Below are 22055 nucleotides of genomic sequence, written 5' to 3' on the forward strand. Positions count from 1 at the left end.
ACGGGCCCCGCCGGTCGTTGCCGGCGGGGCAGTTTAAAGAATTCATCACTACCTGGAGTGATACATGAAAGCACTGCTCGATCTATTCAAGCAAGTACAGACGAACGAGACTTTTGACGCGATCAAAATCGGTCTCGCTTCGCCTGAAAAAATCCGTTCGTGGTCCTACGGCGAAGTTAAAAAGCCGGAAACCATCAACTATCGTACCTTCAAGCCTGAGCGCGACGGTCTGTTCTGCGCCAAGATCTTTGGCCCGATCAAGGACTACGAATGCCTGTGCGGTAAATACAAGCGCCTGAAGCACCGCGGCGTGATCTGCGAAAAGTGCGGCGTCGAAGTCACGCTGGCCAAGGTGCGCCGCGAGCGCATGGGCCACATCGAGCTGGCTTCGCCTACCGCCCACATCTGGTTCCTGAAGTCGCTGCCATCCCGCCTGGGCATGGTGCTGGACATGACCCTGCGGGACATCGAACGCGTGCTGTACTTCGAAGCATACGTGGTGACCGATCCAGGCATGACCCCGCTGAAGAAGTGCCAGATCATGTCGGAAGACGACTACGCCGCCAAGTACGAAGAGTACGGCGACGACTTCACCGCCTTCATGGGCGCTGAGGGTATCCGCGAACTGCTGCGCTCGATCGACATCCACCGCGATGCCGAGACCCTGCGCGTGGAACTGAAGGAATCGAAGTCCGAAGCCAAGATCAAGAAATACGCCAAGCGCCTGAAAGTGCTGGAAGCGTTCCAGCGTTCGGGCATCAAGCCTGAGTGGATGATCATGGAAGTGCTGCCGGTGCTGCCGCCGGAACTGCGTCCGCTGGTACCGCTGGACGGCGGCCGTTTCGCGACCTCGGATCTGAACGATCTGTATCGCCGCGTGATCAACCGTAACAACCGCCTGAAACGCCTGATGGAGCTGCGCGCTCCAGAGATCATCACGCGCAACGAAAAGCGCATGCTGCAAGAGGCGGTCGATTCGCTGCTGGACAACGGCCGTCGCGGCAAAGCGATGACCGGCGCCAACAAGCGTCCGCTGAAATCGCTGGCTGAGATGATCAAGGGTAAGGGCGGCCGTTTCCGTCAGAACTTGCTGGGTAAGCGCGTCGACTACTCGGGCCGTTCGGTCATCGTGGTGGGTCCGCAGCTGAAACTGCACCAGTGCGGTCTGCCGAAGCTGATGGCGCTCGAGCTGTTCAAGCCCTTCATCTTCAACAAGCTGGAACTGATGGGCTTGGCCACCACGATCAAGGCCGCCAAGAAGCTGGTCGAGATCCAGGAACCGGTCGTCTGGGACATCCTGGAAGACGTGATCCGCGAACACCCGATCATGCTGAACCGTGCGCCTACGCTGCACCGTCTGGGTATCCAGGCTTTCGAGCCGGTCCTGATTGAAGGCAAGGCGATCCAACTGCACCCGCTGGTCTGCGCCGCATTCAACGCCGACTTCGACGGTGACCAGATGGCAGTTCACGTGCCGCTGTCGATCGAAGCACAGATGGAAGCCCGCACGCTGATGCTGGCTTCGAACAACATCCTGTTCCCGTCGAACGGCGAACCGTCCATCGTTCCTTCGCAGGATATCGTGCTGGGTCTGTACTACGCGACCCGCGAAGCGATCAACGCCAAGAACGAAGGCATGCTGTTCCAGGACGTGTCGGAAGTCATTCGTGCCTACGACAACAAGGAAGTGGAACTGACCACCCGCATCACCGTGCGTATCGTCGAGAATCCTAAGGATCCAGTGACGGGCGAATTCGTCCGCACCGTGACCCGTTACGAGACCACGATCGGCCGCGCGATCCTGTCGGAAATTCTGCCGAAAGGCCTGCCATTCTCCGTGCTGAACCGCGCGCTGAAGAAGAAAGAGATTTCCAAGCTGATTAACACGTCCTTCCGTAAGTGCGGCCTGCGCGCGACGGTGGTGTTTGCTGACCAGCTGATGCAGTCGGGCTTCCGCCTGGCGACCCGTGCCGGTATTTCGATCTGCGTGGACGACATGCTGGTACCGCCTCAGAAAGTGACCCTGATTTCGGCCGCGGAATCCGAAGTCAAACAGATCGAGCAGCAGTACGCTTCGGGTCTGGTCACCGCCGGCGAACGTTACAACAAGGTAGTCGACATCTGGGGCAAGACCTCGGATGAAGTCGGCAAGGCCATGATGGACCAACTGAAAGTGGAAGACGTCATCAAGCGTGACGGCACCAAGTCCACCCAGGAATCCTTCAACGCGATTTACATGATGGCCGACTCCGGCGCCCGCGGTTCCGCGGCGCAGATTCGTCAGCTGGCAGGTATGCGTGGTCTGATGGCGAAACCGGATGGTTCGATTATCGAAACGCCGATTACCGCGAACTTCCGCGAAGGCCTGAACGTGTTGCAGTACTTCATCTCGACCCACGGCGCTCGTAAAGGTCTGGCGGATACGGCACTGAAGACCGCGAACTCGGGTTACCTGACCCGTCGTCTGGTCGACGTGACCCAGGATCTGGTCGTCATCGCCGACGATTGCGGCACCACCAACGGCGCGCTGATGAAGGCGATGGTCGAAGGCGGTGAAGTGATCGAAGCGCTGCGCGACCGTATCCTCGGCCGCGTGGTGGTCAACGACGTCATCAATCCGGAAACCCAGGCGACGCTGTACGAAGCCGGTACCCTGATGGACGAAGACATGGTCGAAGAGATCGAGCGTCTGTCGATCGACGAAGTCAAGGTCCGTACCCCGCTGACTTGCGACACGCGCTTCGGCCTGTGCGCCAAGTGCTACGGTCGCGATCTGGGCCGTGGCGTGCTGGTCAATGCCGGCGAAGCCGTCGGTGTGGTCGCAGCGCAGTCGATCGGTGAACCAGGTACCCAGCTGACCATGCGTACCTTCCACATCGGTGGTGCGGCGTCGCGTGCGGCAGTGGCATCGTCGGTGGAAGCGAAGTCGAACGGTACCATCCGCTTCACCTCGACCATGCGTTACGTCACCAACGGCAAGGGCGCGCTGATCGTCATTTCCCGTTCGGGCGAAGTGCTGATCACCGACGACCACGGCCGTGAGCGTGAGCGTCACAAGGTGCCGTACGGCGCTACCCTGATCGTCAAAGACGGTCTGGTGATCAAGGCCGGTACGGCCCTGGCAACCTGGGATCCGCTGACCCGTCCGATCATTACCGAGTACGCCGGTGTGGTGCGTTTCGAGAACGTCGAAGAAGGCGTGACCGTAGCCCGTCAGGTGGACGAAGTGACCGGTCTGTCGACCCTGGTGGTGATCGATGCCAAGCGTCGCGGTTCGCTGACCAAGACCCTGCGTCCACAGGTCAAGCTGCTGAACGAAGAAGGCCACGAAGTGAAGATCGCCGGCACCGAACACGCAGTGGCGATCGGCTTCCAGGTTGGCGCGCTGATCATGGTGAAAGACGGCCAGGCAGTGACCGTTGGTGAAGTGCTGGCACGTATCCCGACCGAATCGCAGAAGACCCGCGATATTACCGGTGGTCTGCCGCGCGTTGCCGAGCTGTTCGAAGCACGTTCGCCTAAAGACGCAGGTATGCTGGCGGAAGTGACCGGTACTGTTGCCTTCGGTAAAGAAACCAAGGGTAAGCAGCGTCTGGAAATCACGGACATGGACGGCAACAAGCACGAGTTCCTGATCACCAAGGACAAGCAAGTGCTGGTCCACGACGGCCAGGTAGTGAACAAAGGCGAGATGATTGTCGACGGCCCGGCCGATCCACAAGACATTCTGCGTCTGCTGGGTATCGAAGCGCTGGCGCGTTACATCGTTGACGAAGTGCAGGACGTGTACCGTCTGCAGGGCGTGAAGATTAACGACAAGCACATTGAAGTGATTGTGCGTCAGATGCTGCGTCGCGTTCAGATCGTTAATGCCGGCGACACCAACTACATCGTTGGCGAGCAGGTTGAGCGTTCGGAACTGCTGGATGAAAACGACAAAGTGAATGCAGAGAATAAGATCCCTGCAACTTACGAAAACGTTCTGCTGGGTATTACCAAGGCATCGCTGTCGACCGATTCGTTTATCTCGGCCGCATCGTTCCAGGAAACCACCCGTGTTCTGACCGAAGCCGCAATCATGGGCAAGCGCGATGGTCTGCGTGGTCTGAAAGAGAACGTCATCGTTGGTCGTCTGATTCCAGGCGGCACCGGTCTGGCATTCCACCGCGCTCGCAAAGAGAAAGAGGCTTGGGAAGTGGAAGAGCGTCAAGCTCTGCTGCTGGCCGAGAAAGCCTCGATGTCCAGCAACGACGTGGAAGTCACCGAAACGGTTACTCCGCACGACGGCGAAGCGTAATTCAGCTTTTAGCCCCGTAAATAAAAACGGCACCTTCGGGTGCCGTTTTTTTATTTGGCGGCGCGATTAATGAATTTCAATAATCGCCTGGCCGGCTGCAATCGCTGGATAGATATTCGGCAAAGCTGATCTGAATTTCGCAAAGAGGGCGGATTTGCTGCAATTGCCACATCGAACCCATCATCTGCGGCGGTATAAAGCCCTGCATTCTCGATCGATTTGGAAAATCAGCATCCTTTGTAATGATAAGTAAGTTATTTTTCATTGCATATTCCGCTGCATAGGCGAGCGCGGCATAGATATCGTCTTTTTCCAGAAAAGGGTAGTCATTCAGTATTTGTTCATAGCTTTCACCGGCCGCGAGCAGGTTTAATATGTCGCACACCCTAAGTCTCAGGTGGCGTATGCACGCTCTGCCACCGCACTGAGCCTTGTCCGCAGTAATCCGCTCGTGTAGGTCTAAAGTCATGGCAATCTCCCCCGTGTATGTGCATGTCTTCAATATCGGCTAAATTTGACAGGCCGGTATTGATTGTCTGCAGCACGCCGGACTGATCCCTCACTCAGTCTGATGCAAGTTAGCCCGGAAACGCTACGTTAAACATGCCAGAGAGTAGTGCGTTCATGCTAAGATTTGGCTCATGATCGCTCAAGCACTCTTCACCCCTGCCCAGCAAAAGCTGCTGGGCTTGCTATTTGTACGTGTCAATCAAGGCTTCCACTTGAACGAGATCATGCGCCTGACAGGTTTGGGCAGCGCCTCGGCTCAGCGGGAGCTCAAACGGCTGCATGAGTCGGGCGTTATCGTGTCCGAGCGCATCGGCAACGTGCGCCGCTTTAAGCCCAACAAGGAATGCATCGTATTCGGGGAGTTAAGCAACCTGGTCAAGAAAACCTTCGGCCTGGTGAGCGTGTTGAATTCGGCGCTGGCGCCGTTGCAACACGTGCTGAATGTGGCTTTTGTTTATGGCGCCACGGCCAAGGAACACGAGGGCATGGACACGCCGGTGGAATTGATGCTGATCGGCGATAACACCAGCTACGGCGAACTATTATCCCGCCTGCCGGTCGCCGAACGCTTATTGCGCCGTAAAATCAATCCCAACCTGTATTCGATCCCTGACTTCAAACGCCGGCTGCGCGAGCAGCAGCCTTTTATTCTCCAGGTATTGCGGGAGCAGAAGATCTACGTATTGGGCGATGAAACCGATCTGGATAAAATCAGCGGCGAAGAAGTCGTTGTGAATTAATCCATTACCCGCTCGGCATGCCATATCTGCTCTCGCGGGAATAATACGGAAAACCGGGTATAACGCCCCGCCTGGGATTCGCAATGTATCTTGCCGCCGAATGCGGTAATGACGCGCTGGCAGAACGCCAATCCCATTCCCGTACCGCCGACATTATGCCGGGTGCTATAAAACGGTTCAAATACATGCGGTAGCACATCATCCGGTATTCCCATGCCGGTATCCGTCACCAGTAATTGCTTGCTATTCCCCCGGGTAAAGAAAGCAATTTCCACTTCCCCCCGTCCCGCGGATTTAATCGCATGCAATGCGTTTTTAAACAGGTTATATAAAACGTAGACCAGCAATACGTCCGAGCCAAAGAAGGTGAAATCCTCGGCCGCCCTGACCACCACCTTGTCGCGCATTGAGCTTTCAAACGGATAACAGGCCAGGGCTTCGTCGACACATTTCTTGATTGAATGATCGGCGAAGTCGTTGCGATTCAGGGTGCCCGCGCGGGCCGAGGCCAGCAACATATCGACAATGAAATTGGAACGGCTGATTTCCGCTTCAATGTGCTGGGGCAGCTTGCTGAGGTAATTGAGTTGCGCAGGCCGCAACATTGGTTCGATCAGCCGGTTTTCCAGCGCGCACTGGTAGCCGGCCAGTAAATCCGGCAGGCATTTGGCCAGCACCCGCGACTGGTTGCGGATGGTCGCCAGCGGCGTGCGCATTTCGTGGGCCATGGTGGCGGCCACCTCCATCGGGTCGGCCAGCAGGTCGTGCCGCACCATCGCCTGGGCAATCAAGCCCAGGCTGGTCGCCACGAACAGCACACCCGGCGGGTAGAACTGCACGCCGTAATTGCACAGATAGTCGACCGAGGCGAAGAAATAGATCAGCAGGCTGGCCAGGCAATAGCGCAGCCGGGTTTTCTCGGTCGATACGGCCAGTTGCTGGCGGCGGTAGAGCAGCCACAGGCCGCGCCCCACGACCACGCCGGTCTGCACCAGGTGCAGCGGGTGCAAAGGCCCAGCCTTGGGGTAGTAACCGAAGAAATAGGGGTAGAGGCCGGCGATCAGCCAGTCCGTGCTCAGCAGGACGACGCCCAGCAAGCCGGCGATCGCATAGGACAGGTCCACCCAGCGGCGCTCGCTGCGCTGCGCCGTCAATTCGGCGATGAAGTGGTACAGCGTGGTCGGCACGAAGAGGATGAGCAGGTAGCCCAGTTTGGCCAGCGCCAGCGCTTCGTGCTCGTCGCGGATCTGGAACAGCACGGCCCAGGTGAATTGCCAGCAGAACGTGGTGGCGCACAGCAGGAAGGACGCCAGGCTGATACGACTGACCCCGCGCGTATGCAGCACGTAGGCGCCGTAACACAAGAACAGCAGGGAGACCACGGCGGGCAATAGGGAATGCATGCGCTCTTTCCAACGGACTTTGGAGGGGTACCCCGCAGTATTGCGCGTGTTGATCTCGCTCGCTTGATTATCGAATAACTATTTGCGCCATATCAAACAAGCGCGGCGTAAGTCGGCGCCAGGGGTTCCCGTCCGGCCAGGGAGCGCGGACAGGCGGGCCATTGCGGCCCGCCTCGGTGGTTTATTGTTGCGAGGCAATCCAGCGGTCGACCTTTTCCTCCAGCAGCGCCAGCGGCAGGGTGCCGTCGCCCAGCACCACGGCGTGGAATTTCGGCAGGCTGAACTTGTCGCCCAGCGCCTTGGCCGCGCGCTGGCGCAGTTCGACGATCTTCAGCGCGCCGATCTTGTAGCCCAGCGCCTGGCCCGGCCAAGCCATGTAGCGCTCGGTCTCGGTCTTGGCGGAGTTGTCGTAGCCCAGCGTGTCGTGCATATACTGGATGCTTTGCTCGCGGCTCCAGCCTTGCGCGTGCATGCCGGTGTCGACCACCAGGCGGGTGGCGCGCAGCAGTTCGTCGTTCAGATGACCGAAGTACTGGGCCGGATCGTCGAACAGGCCCATCTCCTTGCCCAGCGTTTCCGCATACAGCGCCCAGCCTTCGGTATAGGCGTTGTTGCCGCCATATTTGCGGAAGTTAGGCAGGTTTAGCTCCTGCATCAGCGCGATGTGGAAGTGGTGGCCGGGCTTGCCTTCATGCAGGAACAAGGTGGTCATGCCGGTGCTGCCGTACTTGGCGGGATCGTTGACCACCGACCAGAACACGCCGGGACGCGAGCCGTCGCCGGCCGGCGCGGTGTAGTGGTCCGAGGCGGTGGCGCGGCTCAGCTCAGGCTCGAGACGCAAGTCCAGCTTGGCCTTAGGCAGCAGCGTGAACATCAGCGGCAGCTTGGTGTCCAGTACGTCGTTGAGCTGGTGATACACGGCCTGGACTTCCTGCTCGGTCTTGAACGGATAGAACTTCGGCTGCGCCGCCACCCATACCGGCAGCCCCGACGCCGGACCGGTGTAGCCCAGCTTGGGGCCCAGCACGTCAAACTGGGCCTGGATGCGCGCGACTTCTTTCAAGCCGATGGCATGGATTTCGTCGGGTTTGAGCGACGTTGTGGTGGCGCCGGCCACACGCGCCTGGTACCAGGCGGCGCCGTCCGGCAGCGCGCCCAGGCCGGTCGTGGTGCGGCAGGCCGGCACATATTCCTTTTCCAGGAAGGTGGCCAGGCGGGCCAGCGCCGGCATCACTTGCTCGCCGACAGTCTTGCGGTAGGCGGCGCTCAGGCGCGCCTTGTCGGCGGCGGCAAAGGCGGCCGGCAGCTTGGTGATCGGCGTGTAGAAGATATTGCTTTCCGGCGTGGCGCTGACCAGTTTCTGGAACTGCGGCAAGCCCGACTCCATGATGGCCTTCGGCTCGGTGATGCCTTGCTTGATGCCGGCGCGCATATTGGCGATGGCCTGGTCTATCCAGGCCGGCAACTGGCCGATGCGGTGCAGATAGGCCTCGTATTCCTTGACGGTGCCGATCGGCTGCGAAGCTTCGCCGCCGGCGTAGTTGGCCAGGGTGACGGGCACGCTATCCATCTGGTTGATCGGCAGCAGGTGCTCGGGGAAGCGCTCCATCGCCAGCAGCTGGTCCAGCTCGTAGACCAGGATGTCGTAGTTGATGCGGTCCTTGTTGTCCAGCCGGGCGCGCTGGATGGCCTTCAGGCGGGTGGCGAACTGGCGATACAGCTTGAACTGCCGGGCGCGCTTGGCCGGGGCGATGCTCAGGCCCAGCTGGTCGTCGTAACGGTTGTCGCCGTTTTCCGTGGCGTTCAGCGGTTCGAAGCGGGCGGTGGCGTCATAGTACTGGTCGGCGATCGCCAGCAGCGCCTTGTGCGCGGGCGCGGCGCTGGCTTGCGGCACGGCGGCGGCCGGTGCGGCGGCGTTGACCGCCGGCGGCGCGAACGCCAGCATCACGGCGGCGGCGAGAGGGGCAAAAGCGGCAAGGGTGTTGCGGCGACGCGTCATGGTTTTTCCTCAAGATGTCACAAAATTGGCGCCTAGCATAAGCCATTGCGGGGCGGCGCTGGGACAATTTTTGTATCGGCGATACATTGTTCTTTTGAGGAAATTTTAGATCCGGATTTGCAAATATAATTGTGCAAGGCACATGTGAACCGGAGTATGCTGGAGACCAGCAAGAGTTCAAGAACAAGATCCAAGAATAACAAAGCAGTACAGCCTGGCCGCTACCTTCGGGTGGCGGTTTTTTTTTTGCTCAGGCCGCCGCTTCGGCAAAGCGGCTCTCGTACAGCGCCGCCACCAGGTCCGACTGGGTGATGATGCCGGCGAAGCGCTGTTCCGCGTCGACGATGGGGATGTGGTGGAAGCCGGAGTCGGCCATCAGCGGCACCAGGTCGACGATCGGCGTGTCCAGCCGCGCGGTGGTCGGGTGCTGGCTCATGATCTGGCCGACCACTTCGGCCTTTTCAGTGTGGGTTACGCCGCTTTTGCGCAAAAATCGCTGAAGTTGCTGACGGATGCCGCGATAGTCGTCCAGCCCGCCGTGCTCCAGGAAATCCGTTTGCGTGACGATGCCGATCACCCGCCGCGCGCGGTTGAGCACCGGCAGCGCCGCCACGCGGTGGCTGCGCATCTGTTGCCAGGCTTCTTCCAGGCTGGTGCCGAACTCGGCGCTGACGATATCGCGCGACATGATGTCGGCGCAGCTGATGATGCCGAAACGGCGCTGGTAGGCGCGCTGCTCGGTTTGCATGAACAGCGATTCCAGGTCGTCGCGGCTGATGTCCAGCACCTGGTTGTACTGCTTCAGCACGGCGTCCAGGTCTTCCGGCTTGAAGCCCAGCCGCACGGTCGGCACCGCATCCTTGGTGGCGTGCGGATTCGGGTGCGCGCCCAGCTGCGCATGGGGATAGCGCCGTCCCGTCAGGTTGTTGTACAGCATCGCCATCAGCGCCAGCAGCGTAGTGTCGGCCAGCACCGTCACCAGCGGGAAGGCGAAGCCGGCCGCGTGGATGGCCGGTCCGCCGATCACCGCCGTCAACGCCACCGCGCCGCCGGGCGGATGCAGACAGCGCAGCGCGAACATCGCGGCGATCGCGCTGCTGGCGGCCAGCGCGCACAGCAGCGGCATGGGCAGAAAGTCGCCGAACAGGCGCACGCAGATCACCCCCATCAGTCCGCTGACGACATTGCCGCCGATGGCGGCCCACGGTTGCGCCAGCGGACTGGCCGGCAGCGCGAACAGCAACACCGAAGAGGCGCCGATCGGCGCGACCAGGAAGATGGCGCCGGGCGACAGGGTGAGGCCGAGCAGGGCGGTCAGCAGCAGGCCGAACAGGGCGCCGCCGGCGGCGCGCAGCTGCTCGCGGCGGCTGGCGGTGGTGGGGCTGGGCAGCCAGCGGTCGAGGAATGCGCGCATGGGCTTAATCAAGTATTTGATATGGGACAATGATTATCCCATGCTCAGCCCGCCGCCGCACTTTATTGGTGCGAAACCAGCTCCAGCGGCAGGGCGGTGGTGATCTTGATCTGCTCCATCGAAAACGCCGACGACACCCCGCTCAGCTGCGCCGCCTTGATTAACTTCTTGTAAAACCGGTCATATCCTTCGATATCGCTCGTCACCACCTTCAGCAGGTAATCGATGTCGCCGCTCATGCGGTGGAATTCCTGCACTTCCGGCAAGGCGACCACGGCGGCCGCGAAGCGCGCCAGCCATTTGTCGTCGTGCTGGCTGGTGCGCACGCTGACGAACACCGTCACCGGCAAGCCCACCTTGCGGCGGTTGACGATGGCCACGCGGCTCTCGATATAGCCTTCCTCCTCCAGCCGCCGCACCCGCTTCCAGCACGGCGTGGAGGACAGGCCGATCCGCTCGCTGAGCTGGGCGATCGACAGCGTGCCGTCGCCCTGCAGCGCCGACAAAATTGCATAGTCATAGCGATCAAGTTCGTTCATTCTATTTTTCCTCGAATGGCAGCATGAAAATGCTATATGGAGTGCGTAACAGGAGTATTTTAGTACATATATTTCGCCATGACTGAGTAAGCTATATGTATCGATGACATAAGTACAGGCACCACTATCATGACGACCGAAATCTACCTCGATGGCAACGCCACCACCGCTGTGCTGCCGGCCGCGATCGCCGCCGCGGCCGACGCCATGGGCCAGCGCTACGGCAATCCCAGCAGCAGCCACGGCACCGGCCTGAAGGCCAAGGTCCTGCTGGACCAGAGCCGCGCCTGCGCCGCGCGCCTGCTGGGCGTGGGCGACGGCCGCCTGATGTTCAACAGCGGCGCCACCGAAGGCATCCAGACGGCGGTGCTGTCGGCGCTGGTGGCGCTGCGCGAACGCCGCGAGCGTGGCGAAGCCATCGGCAGCCTGCTGGTCTACGGCGCCACCGAGCACAAGGCCGTGCCGGAAAGCCTGGCGCACTGGAACCGCCTGCTGGGCCTGAACCTGAGCCTGCAAAAACTGCCGGTCGACCAGGACGGCGCGCACGACCTGGCGCTGCTGCGCCAGTGGGCGCCGCAGGCCGCGCTGGTGTGCACCATGGCCGCCAACAATGAAACCGGCATCATCACCGACCTGGCCGCGATCGAAGTGCTGCTGGCCGAGACCGGCAGCGCCGCCTACTGGCTGGTCGACTGCGTGCAGGCGCTGGGCAAGCTGGACCTGGACCTGGCCAGCACCCGCATCGACTACGCGCCGTTCTCCGGCCACAAGCTGTACGCGCCCAAGGGCATCGGCATGCTGTACGTGCGCGCCGGCGCGCCGTTCACGCCGCTGATCATGGGCGGCGGCCAGGAAAGCGGCCAGCGCTCCGGCACCGAGAACATGGCCGGCATCGCCGCGCTGGGCGCCGTGCTGTCCGCGCTGGAACGCGGCGACACCTTCCGCAGCCATCAGCAGCTGGCCGGCTTCCGCGCCCGCCTGGCCGACAGCCTGCGCGCCGCCTTGCCCGGCGTGGTGTTCAACCACCCCTTCGACAAATCGCTGCCGACCACGCTGAACTTTTCCGTGCCCGGCCTGTCGAGCCGCGAACTGATGGACGTGTTCGACGCCGCCCAGGTGCGCGTCAGCTCCGGCAGCGCCTGCTCGGCGGCCAAGGCCGCGCCCAGCTACGTGCTGGACGCCATGCAGGCGCCGCTGTGGCGCAGCGCCGGCGCGATCCGCATGTCCTTCGGCCCGCTGGCCGACGAAGCCACCATCGAGGACGCCTGTCGCCGCATCGAGCGCTGCGGCGCCGCGCTGCGCGCCAGCTGTCTGATCCCGTCCGAACGCGCGGCCGTGCCGCACGACGGCTTGCTGCAACTGGGCGTGGAAGGCGCGTGCAGCTGGATGGTGCTGGACGCCGCCAGCCGCAGCTGCATCGTCATCGATCCCTTGCCGGACATGACGGCCCGCATCGTATCGTATGTGCGCTGCCAGAACTACCAGGTGCAGGCCATCGTCAGCACCTCCCTCGACATCGACCGCGGCATGCTGATCAGTGCGCTGGGCCGCCACGTCGACAGCCACGTCGCCACCGACGCCTACGGCTGGCCGGCCGCCGGCCATGCCATCGAGCTCGGCGCGCAGACCTTGCTCAGCGTGGCCGACGGCGCGGCGCGCCACTATCTGCTGGGCACCGCCGTCGATGCGGCGCTGCCGCCGCAGGCCGTGCGCTTCGCCTTCAGTGCGCGGCCCGCCGTCGAAGCACTGCGTGCGCTGACCTGCGCGCAGACGCTGCTGTGCCCGACGCGCGATGAGCACAACCAGTTCTGCGTCGGCATGGCCGCGCCCGCCGCGTCCGCCACGCAAGCCGCGTTGCAACTCGACCGCGCGGCGCTCGACGCCTTCCTGCAAGCCCATCCCGACACCGAGCTGATCGATGTGCGCGAGCCGTACGAGTTCGCCGCCACCATCACGCCGGGAACCGCCGGCCGCAGCGCCCGCAGCGTGCCACTGAGCCGTCTGGCCGAGCACGCCAGCGAGTGGCTGCAAGGCGAGCAAACCCCGCTGGTGTTCTTCTGTCGCAGCGGCAACCGCAGCCTGAAGGCCGCGCAGTTGCTGCACCGCCTGGGCCACGCCCAGGTCTACAGCCTCAGCGGCGGATTGGCGCTGGCGCCGCTGGCGCACGCCGCCTAGGGCAACACAGCCGATCAAGTTTTCTTCCTTTACAAGGCCGCGCAAGCGGCCTTTTTTTTCGTGGAAATTCCATATGTACGTCAGCGTACAGTCGCCAGCCGTGCGCCCCCGTACCATGCCTAGGCAGATAATTTCCTATTCGCAGAATCAAAACGAGGTACACCGTTGAACAAGCCCGCCCCCCTCATGCCCGACCTCACGCTGGGCTTCCGCGAATCCCCCTCAGGCTCCCTGTTGTCCGACGCCGACGACGAAGACTTGCCGCTGCGCGCCGAACTGTTCAGCGCGGCCCAGATGGCCGCGCACGGCAAGACCTTGGCCACGCATCACGAACTGAGCAAGCGCGGCGGCCGCGACCGCCTGCTGGCGCGGCTGACCGAAAACGCCGCCGTCATCGACGCCACCTGCGACGAGCTGACCGCCGCCGTCAAGGCCGGCCGCCAGATCACGCCCGCCTCCGAATGGCTGCTCGACAATTTCTACCTGATCGAAGACCAGATCCGCATCGCCCGCCGCCACCTGCCCAAGGACTACAGCAAGCAGCTGCCGCGCCTGGGCAAGGGCGCGCCGGAAGGCACGCCGCGGGTCTACAAGATCGCGCTGGAAATCATCTCGCACGGCGACGGCCGCGTCGATCCCGAATCGCTGTGCCGCTTCGTCGACGCCTACCAGGAAGTGGCCAGCCTCAAGCTGGGCGAGCTGTGGGCCATACCCATCATGCTGCGCCTGGCGCTGATCGAGAACCTGCGGCGCGTGGCCGCGCGCGTGGCCGACAACCGCAGCCACCGCGACCTGGCCAACAGCTGGGCCGACCAGATGACCGACGTCGCCGAGAAAAATCCCAGCGGCCTGATACTGATGGTGGCCGACATGGCCCGCTCCAATCCACCGATCAGCAGCGCCTTCGTGGCCGAGCTGGCGCGCCGCCTGCAGGGACAAAGCCCGGCGCTGACCCTGGCGCTGTCGTGGATCACGCACCGCCTGGCCGAAACCGACCAGACCATCGAGCAGCAGATCCAGACCGAGATCCAGCAGCAGGCGGCCGAGCAGGTCTCGATCGCCAACAGCATCGGCAGCCTGCGCTTCCTCGGCACCATGGACTGGCAGGAGTTCGTCGAGACCATGAGCGTGGTCGAACAGACCTTGCGCCAGGACCCGGCCGCCATCTACGGCCGCATGGAATTCGCCACCCGCGACCAGTACCGCCACGCGATCGAAAAAATCGCCAAGCGCTCGCGCTACTCGGAACTCGAAGTGGCGCAGCAAGCCTTGCAGCTGGCGCAGGCCCACTACGAAGGCGGCGACGCCCGCCACGGCCACGTGGGTTTCTACCTGATCGGCGGCGGCCTGGCCGCGCTGGAAAAGCAGACCGGCATGCGCCGGCCGTGGCTGGAGGCCTTGCAGCAAACCTCGCGCGCCTCGCCGCTGACGTCCTACCTGGGCGCCATCGCCGCCATCGCGCTGGTGTCGACCGCGCTGCTGCTGGAGCGCGCTGCGCGCAACGGCGTCAATGGCGCGGTGATCGTGCTGCTCGGCGTGCTGGCGCTGCTGGGCAGCAGCCAGCTGGCATTGAGCCTGGTGAACTGGATCGCCACGCTGGTGACCCGCCCCAATCCGCTGCCGCGCATGGACTTCCGCGACGGCGTGCCGGCCGACGCGCGCGCCATCGTGGTGGTGCCGACCCTGGTCTACAGCCAGGAGAACATCGCCGACCTGTGCGAGCAGCTGGAAGTGCGCTTCCTGGCCAACCGCGATCCCAACCTGGTGTACTGCCTGCTGACCGACTTCGCCGACGCCGCCGCCGAAACCCTGCCGGGGGACGCCGCGCTGGTGGAGCAGATGCACCGCTGCATCGGACAACTGAACCGCAAATACGCCACCCATCCCAACGGCGATCCGGCCGCGCCCTTCCTGCTGCTGCACCGGCCGCGCCGCTGGAATCCGCAGGAGGGCGTGTGGATGGGCGACGAGCGCAAACGCGGCAAGCTGCAGGAGCTGAACCGCTTTCTGCGCGGCGGCGCGCGCGACAAGTTCAGCGTGGTGGTGGGCGACGTCGGCGAGCTGGAAGCGATCAAGTACGTCATCACGCTCGACACCGACACCCAGCTGCCGCGCGACGCCGCCGCGCAGTTCATCGCCACCATGCAGCACCCGCTGAACCAGCCGCGCATCGACAGCGCGCGCGGCCGCGTGGTGGAAGGCTACGGCATCCTGCAGCCGCGGGTGACGGTCAGCCTGCCGAGCGAGAACGCCTCGCTGTACGAAAAACTGTGCGGCGGCGAGCCGGGCATCGATCCCTACACCCGCACCGTCTCCGACGTTTACCAGGACGTGTTCTTCGAAGGCTCCTACATCGGCAAGGGCATCTACGATGTCGACGTGTTCGAGCAGGTGCTGGGGGACCGGCTGCCGGACAACCGCATCCTCAGCCACGACCTGCTGGAGGGCTGCTACCTGCGCGCCGGCCTGCTGAGCGATGCCCAGTTGTACGAAGCCTATCCGGCCCGCTACAGCGACGACGTCAGCCGCCGCCAGCGCTGGATACGCGGCGACTGGCAACTGGCCTCGTGGGTGTTCGGCCGCGTGCCGGCGCCCAACCGCAAGCGCGAACGCAATCCGCTGTCGCTGCTGTCGCGCTGGAAGCTGTTCGACAACCTGCGCCGCAGCCTGACCGCGCCGGCGCTGGTGCTGTCGCTGATCACCGCCTGGCGCTGGCTGCCCGACCCGTGGCTGTGGACCGCCGCCGTGCTGGCCGTGATCTTCTTGCCGCCCATCGTCAGCACCCTGCATGACCTGCTGCGCCGCCCCGAAGACACCTTGTGGAGCCAGCACATACGGGCCGCGCTGCGGCGCGGCGGCATGCAGTTCGCGCACGCCGTCCTGATGCTGGTGTTCCTGCCTTACGAGGCCTACTTCAGCCTCGACGCCATCCTGCGCAGCGCCTGGCGCATGCTGGTCTCGCACAAGCACCTGCTGGAGTGGCGCGCCTCGGCGCTGTCGCGCGCGGCGCAAGGCGCGGCCGGCGTCTGGCGCACCATGTGGGTATCGCCGGTGCTGGCGCTGTTCGTCGGCGGCGCACTGTGGGGCTGGCGGCCTGTCAGCTTGGCGCCGGCCGCGCTGTTCCTGCTGGCGTGGCTGGTGGCGCCGGCCGTGGCCGAGCGGATCAGCCGCCCGATCGCGCGCCGCCACGCCCAGCTCACGCCGGAGCAGCACCGCTTCCTGCACCAGCTGGCGCGCCGCATCTGGGCTTTTTTCGAGCGCTACGTCGGCCCGGAAGACAACTGGCTGCCGCCCGATAACATGCAGGAGCACCCGGCGCAGGTGGTGGCGCACCGCACCTCGCCCACCAATATCGGCATGGCGCTGCTGGCCAACCTGAGCGCCAGCGATTTCGGCTACCTCACCGTCGGCCAGATGATGGCGCGCACCGCCAGCACGCTGGCCACGATGGACCAGCTGGAACGCCACCAGGGCCACTTCTACAACTGGTACGACACGCAGACGCTCAAGCCGCTGCACCCGATCTACATCTCCACCGTCGACAGCGGCAACCTGGCCGGCCACCTGCTTACCCTGCAGGCCGGCCTGACCGGCCTGTACGACCAGCCGATACTGGGACCGCAAACGGTGGACGGCATCGTCGCCACCTGCCGCGTGCTGCAGGAGTCGCTGGAAGGCGCCGCCGACACGGAGCCGCTGGACGCCTTGCTGGCGGCGCTGGGCCCCACGCCGGACGCCGGCAACCTGCAGCAACTGCACGCCTGGCTGACCCGCGTGAGCGCGGCCGCCGCCACGTTCCAGACGCCGGCCGATGCGCACAGCGAAGCGGCCATATGGCATGCCGCGCTGACGCAGCAATGTCAGGCCGCGCAGACGGAACTGGCGCTGCTGGCGCCGTGGGTCAAGCTGCCGGCGGACGCCGTCTTCGACACCAGCCTGGCGCGCGTGCCGACGCTGCGCGAACTGGCCGCCATGATCAACCAGGCCGACACCGTGCTGGCCAACGACCTGGCCCCGGCCGAGCGCGATCGCCAGCTGCTGCTGGCCGGCCTGTGCGCGCAGGGCGCCAGCGCCGCCCACGAGCGCATGCGCGAACTGGCCGAGCTGGCGCAGCGCTGCGGCGCCTACGCCCAGATGGAATATGGCTTCCTGTACAACACCACCACCAACCTGCTGGCGATCGGCTACAACGTCAGCGAGCGCCGCCTCGACGCCAGCTGCTACGACCTGCTGGCCTCCGAAGTGCGGCTGGCCAGTTTCGTCGCCATCGCCCAGGGCCAGCTGCCGCAGGAGCACTGGTTCGCGCTGGGCCGCCAGCTGTGCATCGTCGCCGGCAAACCGGTGCTGCTGTCGTGGAGCGGCTCGATGTTCGAGTACCTGATGCCGCTGCTGGTGATGCCCAACTATCCGAGCACGCTGCTCGACCATACCTACCACGCGGTGATCGACGCCCAGATCGACTACGGCAAGCGCCGCAACGTGCCGTGGGGGATCTCCGAGTCCGGCTACAACACCGTCGACGCCAGCCTCAATTACCAGTACCGCGCCTTCGGCGTGCCCGGCCTGGGCCTGAAGCGCGGCCTGGTCGACGACCTGGTGATCGCGCCCTACGCCACCATGCTGGGATTGATGGTGCAGCCGGAAGCGGCCTGCCTCAACCTGCAGAAGATGGCGGGGCTGGGCTACATGGGCCGCTACGGTTTCTTCGAGGCGGTCGACTACACCAGCTCGCGCCTGCCGCGCGGCCAGACGGCGGCGGTGATCCGCTCCTTCATGGTCCACCACCAGGGCATGGGGCTGCTGGCGCTGAGCTACCTGCTGCACGACCGGCCGATGCAGCGCCGCTTCGAATCCGATCCGCTGCTGCAATCGACGCTGCTGGTGCTGCAGGAGCGCAGCCCGCAGGCGGGCGCCTTCTACTCCAACACCACCGAGCTGGCGGCGATCCGCTCCAACGCGCCGGAGCAGGCCATGCCGATGCGCGTGCTGGCCCAGCACAGCACACCGGTGCCGGAAACCCAGCTGCTGTCGAACGGCCGCTATCACGTCATGGTCAGCAACGCCGGCGGCAGCTACAGCCGCTGGAAGGACCTGGCCGTGACGCGCTGGCGCGAAGACAGCACCCGCGACAACTGGGGCAACTTCTGCTACGTGCGCGACATGGACGACGGCCAGTTCTGGTCCACCACCTATCAACCGACGCTGGTCGAGCCGCGCAAGCATGAGGTGATCTTCTCCGAAGGCCGCGCCGAGTTCCGCCGCTCCGACCGCAACATCGACCTGTACACGGAAATCGTGGTCTCGCCGGAAGACGACATCGAGCTGCGCCGCACCCGCATCACCAACAAGTCCGACCGCGAGCGCACCATCGAGGTGACCAGCTTTGCCGAGGTGGTGATGGCGCCGGCCGCCGCCGACGCCGCCCATCCGGCCTTCAGCAAACTGTTCGTGCAGACCGAGATCCTGCGCGACGAAAACGCCATCCTGTGCACGCGCCGTCCGCGCGGCCCGGCCGACGCCATGCCGTGGCTGATGCACTCGATGATGGTGCACGACGCCGCCGTCACCGGGGTCTCGTTCGAGACCGATCGCTCGCGCTTCATCGGCCGCGGCAACACCGCCGCCGCGCCGCAAGCGATGCTGAGCGAGGACGCCCTGGGCGGCAGCGAAGGCTCGGTGCTCGATCCGGTGGTGGCGATCCGCTACACCATCACGCTCAAGCCGGACCAGACGGCCATCGTCGACATCGTCACCGGCATGACCGAGCAGCGCGACGCCGCGCTGCACCTGATCGACAAATACCAGGACCGCCACCTGGCCGACCGCGTGTTCGAACTGGCGTGGACCCACAGCCAGGTGGTGCTGCGCCAGCTCAACGCCAGCGAGGCGGACGCCCAGCTGTACGGACGCCTGGCCAACTCGGTCATCTACCCGAACGCCGCGCTGCGCGCCGACGCCGGCACGCTGGGCAAGAACCAGCGCGGCCAGTCCGGCCTGTGGGCCTACGCGATTTCCGGCGACCTGCCGATCGTGCTGCTGCAGATCAAAGACCCGGCCAACATCGAGCTGGCGCGCCAGCTGGTGCAGGCGCACGCCTACTGGCGCCTGAAAGGGCTGGTGGTCGACCTGGTGATCTGGTACGAAGACCAGTCGGGTTACCGCCAGGTGCTGCACGAGCAGATCATGGGCCTGATCGCCTCCGGCATCGACGCCCAGGCCATCGACCGTCCGGGCGGCATCTTCGTGCGCCTGGCCGACCAGATCGCCAACGAGGACCGCATCCTGCTGCAATCGGTGGCGCGCGCCATCCTCAGCGACAGCCGCGGCACGCTGGCCGAGCAGATCAAGCGTCCCGGCCCGCCGGCCATGCGCATGCCGCCGCTGATGGTGGACAACCGCGGCGAGTATGCGGACGCCGGCGCGGCCACGCCGGCCGCGCGCCAGCTGGTGCTGGAAAACGGCATCGGCGGCTTCACGCCGGACGGCCGCGAATACGTCATCACCACCAGCGACGCCCAGCGCACGCCGGCACCGTGGTCCAACGTGCTGGCCAATCCGCAGTTCGGCAGCGTGATCTCGGAAAGCGGCCAGGCCTACACCTGGCACGAGAACGCCCACGAATTCCGCCTGACGCCCTGGCACAACGATCCGGTCAGCGACGGCAGCGGCGAGGCCTTCTACCTGCGCGATGAACAGAGCGGCCAGTTCTGGTCGCCGACCGCCTTGCCGGCGCGCGGCAACGGCAGCTACGTCACGCGCCACGGCTTCGGCTACAGCGTGTTTGAGCACACCGAGACCGGCATCGCCACCGAGATGACCACCTTCGTCGCCACCGACGCGCCGATCAAGTACACCGTGCTCAAGGTGCGCAACGACTCGCTGGTGACGCGCCGCCTGTCGGCCACCGGCTATGTCGAATGGGTGCTGGGCGACATGCGCTCCAAGTCCGGCATGCACATCGTCACCGAGGCCGATCCGGTCAGCGGCGCGCTGTTCGCCAAGAACGCCTACAACACCGAGTTCACCGGCCGCGTGGCCTTCTTCAACTGCGACGCCACGCTGTGCACCTACACCGGCGACCGCAGCGAGTTCCTGGGCCGTAACGGCTCGCTGGCGGCGCCGGTGGCGATGCGCCGCTCCCGCCTGTCCGGCAAGATCGGCGCGGGGCTGGACGCCTGCGCCGCGATCCAGGTGCCGTTCGACCTGCTGCCCGGCCAGGAGCGCGAGATCGTCTTTGTGCTGGGCGTGGCCGGCCGCCGCAACGCAGACGCCAGCAGCCTGGCGCAGAAGCACCGCAGCGCCGGCGCCGCGCACGAGGCGCTGGCCGCCGTGCACGCGCACTGGGAGCAGACCCTGGGCGCGGTGCGCATCGACACGCCGGAGCCGGAGCTGGACTTGCTGGCCAACGGCTGGCTGATGTACCAGACCATCGCCTGCCGCATGTGGGCGCGCAGCGGCTACTACCAGTCCGGCGGCGCCTTCGGCTTCCGCGACCAGTTGCAGGACGCGATGGCGACCATCCACACCCAACCGCAGCTGCTGCGCGACCAGCTGATGCTGTGCGCCGCCCACCAGTTCCTGGAAGGCGACGTGCAGCACTGGTGGCATCCGCCTTCCGACCGCGGCGTGCGCACCCACTGCTCGGACGATTATCTGTGGCTGCCGCTGGGCGCCTGGCGCTACGTCATCGCCACCGGCGACGTCGGCGTGCTGGGCGAAAGCGCGCCTTACCTGGAGGGCCGCGCCGTCAAGCCGGAAGAGGACTCCTATTACGACATGCCGAGCCGTTCCAGCCAGAGCGGAACGTTGTATGAGCACTGCGTGCGCGCCATCCGCAACGGCCTGCGCTTCGGCGTGCACGGCTTGCCGCTGATCGGCTCCTGCGACTGGAACGACGGCATGGACAAGGTGGGCGAGCATGGCAAAGGGGAGAGCGTGTGGCTGGCCTTCTTCCTGTGCGAGGTGCTGCAGCGCTTTGCCGAGGTGGCGGACCTGATGCAGGACCCGGCCTTCGCCACCGAATGCCGCGGCGAGGCCAAGCAGCTGGCCGCCAACGTCGAGCACAACGCCTGGGACGGCGAGTGGTATCGCCGCGCCTATTTCGACGACGGCACGCCGCTCGGTTCGCACACCAACGAGGAATGCCAGATCGATTCGATCTCGCAAAGCTGGGGCGTGCTGTCCGGCGCCGCCGATCCGGTGCGGGTGCGCGGCGCGATGGAGCAGGTCAATCAGCGCCTGGTGCGCCGGGATTCTGGAATCATCCAGCTGCTCGATCCGCCGTTCGACAAGTCCGGTCCGAATCCGGGCTACATCCGTGGCTACGTGCCCGGCGTGCGCGAGAACGGCGGGCAGTACACGCACGCCGCCATCTGGACCGCGATGGCCTTCGCCCGCCTGGGCGATACCGAGCGCGCCTGGGAGCTGGCCCGCATGATCAACCCGGTGCAGCACGGCGGCACGCCGGAAGGCATGGCGCGCTACAAGGTCGAGCCTTACGTGGTGACGGCCGACGTCTACGCGGTGGCGCCGCACGTGGGCCGTGGCGGCTGGAGCTGGTACACCGGCTCCTCGGGCTGGATGTACCGGCTGATACTGGAATCGCTGCTCGGCCTGACCCGCACCGCGACCCAGCTGACGATGGCGCCGCGCATGCCGGCCGAGTGGGATCACTTCACGCTGACCTATCGCTACGGCGCGGCGTCGTATGTGATACGCGTGATGAAGTCGGCGGAACCCGGCGCGCCGATCATGGCGATAGACGGCGTGCGCCAGCTGGGCATGGCGATCGATTTGCTCGATACCGCCAGCATCCACAAGGTCGAATTGCTGGTGCCGGCCACGTTCAATTCTTAACAGAGTGTCCCATTCTGGACATTTTCATCCTCGTTACAACGGCGCGGAAAATTAACTCCGCGCCGTTGTCGCGTGCGGCCCCAGGCGCCACCGCATTTATTCCAAACACCTCTGAATAGCCA

Annotated in this window: 9 protein-coding genes; 4 read left to right on the forward strand and 5 right to left on the reverse strand. The window is 64.4% G+C overall.

Annotation, left to right across the window (positions count from 1 at the left end):
* Window positions 1-64 precede the first annotated feature (64 nt).
* Window positions 65-4297: a DNA-directed RNA polymerase subunit beta' gene (gene rpoC, locus AC07OK_RS11090; RefSeq protein WP_494690354.1), complete on the forward strand. Its 4233-nt coding sequence runs from the start codon at window positions 65-67 to the stop codon at window positions 4295-4297.
* Window positions 4298-4373: 76 nt separating this feature from the next.
* On the opposite strand, the gene AC07OK_RS11095 is transcribed toward rpoC, so the two are convergent.
* Window positions 4374-4766 (reverse strand): DUF433 domain-containing protein, encoded by a 393-nt coding sequence (locus AC07OK_RS11095; RefSeq protein ID WP_494690355.1) that lies wholly within the window; start codon window positions 4764-4766, stop codon window positions 4374-4376.
* 172 nt (window positions 4767-4938) lie between these two features.
* Between AC07OK_RS11095 and AC07OK_RS11100 the strand changes: the two genes are divergently transcribed.
* A complete protein-coding gene (locus AC07OK_RS11100) occupies window positions 4939-5547 on the forward strand; it encodes an ArsR family transcriptional regulator (RefSeq protein WP_494690356.1) in 609 nt (202 codons plus the stop codon).
* On the opposite strand, the gene AC07OK_RS11105 is transcribed toward AC07OK_RS11100, so the two are convergent.
* The 4 genes from AC07OK_RS11105 to AC07OK_RS11120 form a co-directional block, all read right to left on the reverse strand.
* Complete coding sequence (locus AC07OK_RS11105; RefSeq protein ID WP_494690357.1) at window positions 5544-6950, reverse strand: sensor histidine kinase; 1407 nt, start codon at window positions 6948-6950, stop codon at window positions 5544-5546. The genes AC07OK_RS11100 and AC07OK_RS11105 overlap by 4 nt on opposite strands.
* A gap of 181 nt (window positions 6951-7131) precedes the next feature.
* Window positions 7132-8949, reverse strand: coding sequence for a DUF885 domain-containing protein (locus AC07OK_RS11110; protein WP_494690358.1), 1818 nt, complete (start codon window positions 8947-8949; stop codon window positions 7132-7134).
* A 250-nt stretch (window positions 8950-9199) separates the two neighbouring features.
* On the reverse strand, window positions 9200-10363 hold the full coding sequence (locus AC07OK_RS11115) for an HPP family protein (protein ID WP_494690359.1): 1164 nt from the start codon (window positions 10361-10363) through the stop codon (window positions 9200-9202).
* Between the two features lie 62 nt (window positions 10364-10425).
* Window positions 10426-10902, reverse strand: a complete 477-nt coding sequence (locus AC07OK_RS11120) for an Lrp/AsnC family transcriptional regulator (protein ID WP_494690360.1) — start codon at window positions 10900-10902, stop codon at window positions 10426-10428.
* Between the two features lie 129 nt (window positions 10903-11031).
* Here AC07OK_RS11120 and AC07OK_RS11125 point away from each other — a divergent pair, with 129 nt between their 5' ends.
* Complete coding sequence (locus tag AC07OK_RS11125) at window positions 11032-13077, forward strand: aminotransferase class V-fold PLP-dependent enzyme (RefSeq protein ID WP_494690361.1); 2046 nt, start codon at window positions 11032-11034, stop codon at window positions 13075-13077.
* Window positions 13078-13263: 186 nt separating this feature from the next.
* The gene (locus AC07OK_RS11130; protein ID WP_494690373.1) at window positions 13264-21933 is read left to right on the forward strand and encodes a glycoside hydrolase family 94 protein; all 8670 of its coding nucleotides are present in this window, start codon (window positions 13264-13266) and stop codon (window positions 21931-21933) included.
* The last annotated feature ends 122 nt before the right edge of the window (window positions 21934-22055 follow it).

It is taken from the genome of Duganella sp. GW821-FHT07G03 (genome assembly GCF_059418605.1).